At 61.6% G+C, this 5,841-nt stretch carries 6 protein-coding genes; 1 reads left to right on the top strand and 5 read right to left on the bottom strand.

The annotated features are described in order from the left end of the window. From Q0526_RS09720 to Q0526_RS09730, 3 genes are all read right to left on the bottom strand, one after another. A partial coding sequence (locus Q0526_RS09720; RefSeq protein WP_298732984.1) for an NAD(P)-binding protein occupies positions 1-577 on the bottom strand: 577 nt, incomplete at its 3' end. Positions 578-579: 2 nt separating this feature from the next. Further along, a complete protein-coding gene (locus Q0526_RS09725; RefSeq protein WP_298732986.1) occupies positions 580-1,422 on the bottom strand; it encodes a sulfide/dihydroorotate dehydrogenase-like FAD/NAD-binding protein in 843 nt (280 codons plus the stop codon). 128 nt (positions 1,423-1,550) lie between these two features. Next, the gene (locus tag Q0526_RS09730) at positions 1,551-3,329 is read right to left on the bottom strand and encodes a hypothetical protein (RefSeq protein ID WP_298732988.1); all 1,779 of its coding nucleotides are present in this window, start codon (positions 3,327-3,329) and stop codon (positions 1,551-1,553) included. A gap of 166 nt (positions 3,330-3,495) precedes the next feature. Here Q0526_RS09730 and Q0526_RS09735 point away from each other — a divergent pair, with 166 nt between their 5' ends. Then, a complete protein-coding gene (locus tag Q0526_RS09735) occupies positions 3,496-4,680 on the top strand; it encodes a hypothetical protein (protein WP_298732990.1) in 1,185 nt (394 codons plus the stop codon). A gap of 69 nt (positions 4,681-4,749) precedes the next feature. On the opposite strand, the gene Q0526_RS09740 is transcribed toward Q0526_RS09735, so the two are convergent. Both Q0526_RS09740 and Q0526_RS09745 read right to left on the bottom strand, forming a co-directional pair. Continuing rightward, positions 4,750-5,307 carry a DUF1700 domain-containing protein gene (locus Q0526_RS09740; protein WP_298732993.1) on the bottom strand — a complete coding sequence of 186 codons (558 nt, stop codon included), beginning with the start codon at positions 5,305-5,307 and terminating at the stop codon, positions 4,750-4,752. A 4-nt stretch (positions 5,308-5,311) separates the two neighbouring features. Then, positions 5,312-5,841: PadR family transcriptional regulator (locus Q0526_RS09745; protein ID WP_298732995.1), on the bottom strand; the 530-nt coding region annotated here is incomplete at its 5' end.

The raw sequence follows: 5,841 nt of genomic DNA on the forward strand, positions 1-5,841 counted from the left end.
CGATGTCCTTGGGCAGACGGAACTCGGGGATGCCGTACATCAGCACGCCGCCGGCTACATGCAAAGCCTCGTAGACGGTGACCTTGTAGCCCATCTTGGCCAGATCGCCGGCCACGGTCAGGCCGGAAGGACCGGCGCCGATGACCGCCACCTTGTGGCCGTTGGGGGTGGGCTTTTCGGGCTTGGTATGTACGTTTTCCCGGTACCAGTCGGCCACGAACCGCTCCAGACGGCCGATGCCTACCGGCTCGCCCTTGATGCCGCGGACGCACTTGCCCTCGCACTGGTTTTCCTGCGGGCAGACACGGCCGCAGACGGCGGGCAGCGCGCTGGACTGGGCAATGACCTTGTAGGCTTCCTCAAATTCGCCCTTGGCCACATGGGCGATGAAGCCGGGAATATCGATGTCCACCGGGCAGCCGGAACGGCAGGGGTGGTTTTTGCACTGCAGGCAGCGCTGTGCCTCGGTCACAGCCATTTCGGCGGTATAGCCCAGCGCCACTTCCTTAAAGTTCTTGTTGCGCACATTGGGTTCTTGGCTGGGCATGGGGCATTTTTTCGGGTCCATGTTCGGCATGATCACTGCACCTCCTGTTTCAGCAGATTGCACTCGGCCTCGCGGGCGTGGGCCTCAAAGGGCTTGTACATCGTGCCGCGGTGCATTGCTTCGTCAAAGTCCACCTCAAACCCGTCAAAGTCGGGGCCGTCCACGCAGGCGAACTTGGTCTTGCCGCCCACGGTCAGGCGGCAGCCGCCGCACATGCCGGTGCCGTCCACCATGATGGGGTTCATCGACACCACGGTCTTGACGTTGTGGGGCTTGGTGGTCTTGACCACGAATTTCATCATGATCAGCGGGCCGATGGCGATAACTTCGTCGAAGTTGGCGCCCTCGACGATCTTCTGCTCCAGCGGGGCGGTGACGACGCCCTTCTCGCCGTAGGAGCCGTCGTCGGTCATGATGATGAACTCATCGCAGCAGGCGCGGAACTCCTCTTCCAGAATGACCAGATCCTTGTTGCGGAAGCCCACAATGCCGGTGACCTTGGTGCCCTGTGCATGGAGTGCCTGCGCAACGGGCAGGGCGATGGCGCAGCCCACGCCGCCGCCGACCACGCAGACATTCTTCAGGCCTTCGATCTCGGTGGCCTTGCCCAGCGGGCCTACAAAGTCATGGACCGCTTCGCCTTCCTTAAGGCTGTTCAGCTCCATGGTACCGGCGCCCACCACCTGGAAGATGATGGAAACCGTGCCCGCCTCGCGGTCGTAGCTGGCGATGGTCAGGGGGATGCGTTCCGAATCCTCCTTGGCGCGGACGATGATGAACTGCCCCGCCTGCGCTTTTTTGGCGACGAGCGGCGCATGGATCCACAGTTCGGTGACGGTGGGGTTCAGTTCCCGCCGTTTCATGATAGTGAACAAAGCGATCTCTCCTTCTCTTTGTTAATTAGCGTTTTTATTGTACCGTATTTGTCGGGCCTTGTAAAGCGCGAAGCCGCGGCAAAACTTTGCAAATCCTGTGATTTTTTCCGCCAATAGTTTGCATTTCTTCACCTTGTAAACCACAGGCGGACAGGGTCGGGGTTGTGCCACAGGGTATACCCTGCCGGGCAGGCAATGCCGGAGGGTTCCAGCCCGGTGGTGTCCAAGGGCACCGTGTCGGTGACCAAGATCCAGTCGGCGCCGGTCAGGTCGGTGTAGGGGCAGCCGGGGTACTCGGGGCCGGGGGCCTCGGTGGTCAGGTCCAGCACCCCGTCGTCCAAAAATCCGCCGGCCTGCAAGGTCTCATATTCGCAGAGGTAAAAATCCCGGTCCAGATAGGTCTCGATGAGCTGGCTGTCCCGCTGGCGCACCCCGTCGGCCACAAACAGCACGGTGCCGTCCAGCGTTTTCAGGGTATCGTTCAGGGTGCTGGCGGCCTGTGCGGCTTCGGCGTCCACGCCGTAGGTCCAGCGGTTGATCCGCCATTCCCCGGCGTAGCAGAGCACGCAGAGGACCAGCGCCGCCGCGGCCAAGGGCCGCCGGGCCTTGCGGCGCACCAACAGCACCCCCAGCAGGGCGGCGCCCACCGCGATGGCGCACCGCCAAACCAGCAGCCAGCCGTCAAAGGACAACCCCGGCAGCCGGTCCAGCCGGTCGGCCACAAAATCAAACCATTGCAGGAAGGTGTTGTCCCCCGCGCCGGGGCCGATGTCCCGGCAGAGCACCACAAACCCCACCGCCCACAGGGCGGTCAGCCCCGCCAGCAGGCGGCGGCGCAGGGGGGTCAGGGCGCCGTCCAGCGCGTCCAGCGTGACAAGGAGCAGCGGGATGAGCAGCGGTTCCAGATACCGCATATGCTGCCGGGGGGAAGCCGAGCCCAGATTCTCCCGCACGGTGATGCTCCACGCCACCACGCCCACCCCCAGACCCAGCGCCAGCAGAAGCAGCAGGGGCAGTTGGGTGCGGCGGGGGTCGGTGCCGGGGCGGGGGCGACGCAGCGCGCAGAGGGGCACCAGCACGGGGAACACCCCGAAGGCCAGCACCGTGAAGAGGGTGTCGCAGGTCAGGGCAAAGGGCAGGAAGGCCCACTGTTCGGGGGTGATCCAGCCGGTCTGGTTGTAGGAGTTGCCCAACCCCGCAAAAAGGGTGGCCTTGAACAGCAAAAAGCAGAGGACGAAGCCCCCCAGCAGGGCGGCGGTGGAAACCAGTTCCCGCTGCCAGCGGCGGGGGTCGTGGACGACGACCCAGAGCCGCAGCGCCACCCACGCCAGCAGATAATAGAGGGCGACTTCCTTATTAAGATAGAGCAGGTAGCACCACACCCCCGCCACGGCGCACCAGCCGGTCTGGGCCTTGGGGGACGGGGCGGCCATAGCCCGCCACAAAAAGTAGACCTGCCACAGCGAGAGGGGCAAAAACACCGTCTCGCTCATAAAGGTCACGCAGGCGGACAGGGTGGGCAGCACCGCCGTGATGCCCACCAGAAAGGCGGTGCGGCGGCGGGACTGGCCGGTAGCCCGGCAGAGGGCGTAGGCGGGAAACACCGCGCTGGACGCCCACAGGGCGTTGAGCCAACCGATGGCGGTGATCTGGGCGGCGGTGGTTTTTAGGGCCAGCGCCGGCAGGATGCACAGGGGGTACAGGATCTTTTGGTAATCGCTGGGCATGTTGCGCACCCGCAGTCCCCGGCCCTGCCACAGGCTGCGGGCGATGTCCAGATACCGCACCTCGTCGCTGTAAACGGCCAGTTGGCGGGGGTAGCTGCTCAGCATACCGTAGACCACGGCGCACACCGCGAAGAGCAAAACCACCCACAGCCAGCCGTGGGCCTTTTTCCGGGTCGTCATAGGGATTCATCCTCCGTTTGGTTATTAGGCCCATTATACGGCAAAGGGGACCGTGAAGTAAAGGGGCTGCCGGGGGTCGAGATTTCACAAAAAATTCGTGACAAACTACGTTCGGCTGTGGTATACTATAAAAGTTACAAATTAGAAACATCCCACTTGGAGGTGCTTGATCACGAATTCCATCACGACCCGTCTGCCCCGGCTGCTGTTGCTGCTGGGGCTTGTGTCGGCCATTTTTTTCTGGGCCGCACCGCGTGCCGCGGCAGAGGAATATGACGAAACGCTGGACCGGTTGGACCGGCTGCAGCAGTTGGCCACCGACTACGCAGCGGACAGCGAGGACGACCCCATTTTGCTGACGCTGTCCTACACCCGCACCGGGGACTACAACACGGCGATGTGGCAGTTGACCGCCGGCGCCCGGGACACCGAGTTTGACAGCTATGTGGAAGAGCATGACGCCGACCTGTCGGCGCTGCAGGGTATGAACACCGTAACGCTGCCCAACGGCCAACAAATCGACTTCGGCCATCTGTTGGCGTCGATGAATCTGGTCTACAACGGGCTGCCCATCACGGGCAGTTGGGGCGGCGACTGCATGCAGTTGGCGCAGGCCTATGCCGGGCAGGCGTCCGACGCGGCGGGCTACGCCGACCTGATGCGGGACACCTTTGCCATCGACGACGACGGGTCCACCAGCAAGTTCGGGGATCAGGACCTGCGGGCGGATCTGGATTCGGTGGTGGTGGGGTCCCAGCTGACCAAGGACTCCAACATTGCCGACGCGCTGCGCAGCTACTACACCGACCTGACCGACTATGACCGGGCCTACCAGTTTATTTCGCTGAGTTTTGGCACGGTGGATACCAAATCCGACGCTTTTGGGGATACGGTCTACGAGTCCATGCTGGCGGATTCCGGCATGCAGTTGCTGTTGTACATGAACGGTATGTGGACGGGCAGCATCTGGACGGTGGACGAAAGCTACGCCCCGGCGCTGCGGGGTGCCACCGACCTGCTGACCGAGTATCTGTCCAACGCAGTGGACGGCGAGAAGGTCAAGAGCGAAACCAACGACCGGTTGGTGGCCATGGGCAGTCAGGCACTGGCCGACGCCCTGAACGCCTTGGGGGACAGCGAAGCTGCCTCGGCGGCATTGGCGGCCGGCGATCAGACGGTGAGCGGCACCACCAGCAGCACCAGCGCGGTGCTCTCCGACGCCACCGAAACCTTGCAGAACCATTTCAATGTGAAAATCTTTGAGCTGGTCCTGCTCATCGTGGCGGCCGTCGCCATCTTCTTCCTGATCATGAGCTGTGCCCTCTTTGTTTCCCACCGGCGCGGACGGTAATCTCCATGGTAAAGTAACCAATACCAAAACCGGCACAGCCAAGGCTGTGCCGGTTTTTTGTATATCCTTTTACTGGGACAAGCCGGTTCCGACGCGGCTTACCCCTTTTACATAGCCGACCAGCAGCCGCCAGCAGGCGTACCCGGCCAGAAAAAGCACCGCCCCGAACACGATGCAAAGGGCAAAGACGAGCACCGGGTTGCCAACCCCCGCGATGCCGATGTACTGCACGCCGGGAATGCCGAGATGCAGCAGGGTGTCCACCATTTTAACGGCCCCCAGCACCGGCGCAGCGATGCCGCAGAGCATAAAGGAGGGGGCGCAGACGAGCAGGACCGGGATCACAAACAGACCGGACAGGCCGGCCACACTGTAATAGGCGCACAGAGCCAGCACTCTTTTCCAACTGAAAGAAGGATTTTTCGTGATCAGATCGCTCAGGTAGGCTTTGGCCAGTTCGTCGGGCTTGCCCAGCCGTGCCGTCACATCTTCGGCGGTTTTTCCCTCCGCCAGCAGTTCCTCCATCTCGCTTTGGATCTCCTTGACGATGTCCGCCCGCTCCGGTGCAGACAACGGTCTGAGGTGTTTTTCCACCTTTCCGAGATAGGCTTCCAATGCTTTTTCCATACGTTTATTCTCCTTTCACCTGATTGATGGCGTCCAGCAGATGCTCCCATTCGGTCGACATGGCCGCCAGATAGTCCTGCCCTTTGTCGGTGATGGAATAGTACTTCCGCGGCGGCAGTCCTTCCGCGCTTTCTTGCCAATAGGAGGAGATGTATTCTTCTTTCAACAAGCGGCGCAGCAGCGGATAGATGGTGTTTTCCTTCGCCGCCAGAATCGGGTAATGCTCCAGCGTCTGGATGATTTCATACCCGTAGACCGGTTTCTGCCGAATCATGAGCAGAATGCAGAACTCCAGTGTTCCACGCTTGATTTGTGATTTCCAATCGTCCAGATTCATGTACTGTGCCTCCTTTAGATACATCGTACCACACAGTACATCCAATGTCAACAGTGCACGAACCGTTTTTTGCGACTTTTTGCCGGCTGCCCGCCGCAAACGCGCAGCCGCCTTGTAACCCCGGGGCAGTTGCCTTGCGGTTGCTGCCCATTCCCGGGGTATAAGGTTGGAGTTTCTTCGGTTCCTTCTTTGCAAAG

The organism is uncultured Subdoligranulum sp., from assembly GCF_937890665.1.

Bases quoted from the DNA above. Each gene is read 5' to 3' on its own strand.
- Q0526_RS09730 (WP_298732988.1), bottom strand. From the start codon at position 3,329: ATGACGACCCGGAAAAAGGCCCACGGCTGGCTGTGGGTGGTTTTGCTC.
- Q0526_RS09740 (WP_298732993.1), bottom strand. From the start codon at position 5,307: ATGGAAAAAGCATTGGAAGCCTATCTCGGAAAGGTGGAAAAACACCTC.